Raw genomic sequence first — 615 nt, 5'->3', positions numbered from 1 at the left:
ACGGTCCGGCATCACCGTCCGTGAGCCTTCGCCCTTCACCAATAGATGCGGCTGCGAGGGAATGGAGTTGGCCTGCGCCCATGCAGGTGCGGCCGCCACGGCCAACGTCGACGACAACAGCAATGCGCTCAGCAGCTTCATGCGGTATTCCTTGTCAGATGATGCAGCGGAAGACCGTGGCAACGGCCACGGCGCTTTAAAATCAGAGGCCCTTGGCAGCCTGCGCCACGGCACGGAACAACGCGCGCCCCTTGTTCATCGTCTCGTCCCATTCCTTGCCCGGATCGGAGTCGTAGACGATGCCGGCACCGGCCTGCACGTGCAGGCGACCGTCCTTGATGACCGCGGTGCGGATGGCGATCGCAGTATCGGCATCGCCATGCCAGCCGATGTAGCCGATGCTGCCGGCGTAGACGTTGCGCTTGATCGGCTCCAGCTCGCGGATCACTTCCAGCGCGCGGATCTTCGGCGCACCGCTGACGGTGCCGGCCGGGAACGTCGCGCGCAGCACGTCGGCATAGCTCAGGCCCGGCTGCAGCTGCCCGGTGACTTCGCTGACGATATGCATGACGTGGCTGTAGCGTTCGATCACGAACTGCTCGCCCACTTCCACGG

General features: G+C 64.7%; 1 protein-coding gene. It reads right to left on the bottom strand.

Translation table 11 applies throughout. The annotated features are described in order from the left end of the window. Positions 1–202: 202 nt before the first annotated feature. Positions 203–615 (bottom strand): chorismate-binding protein (locus ACXJKJ_RS31110; protein WP_457395439.1); only part of this gene is annotated, 413 nt, incomplete at its 5' end.

It is taken from the genome of Roseateles sp. P5_E1 (assembly GCF_054049335.1).
This window is presented reverse-complemented; position numbering and strand designations above follow the sequence as displayed.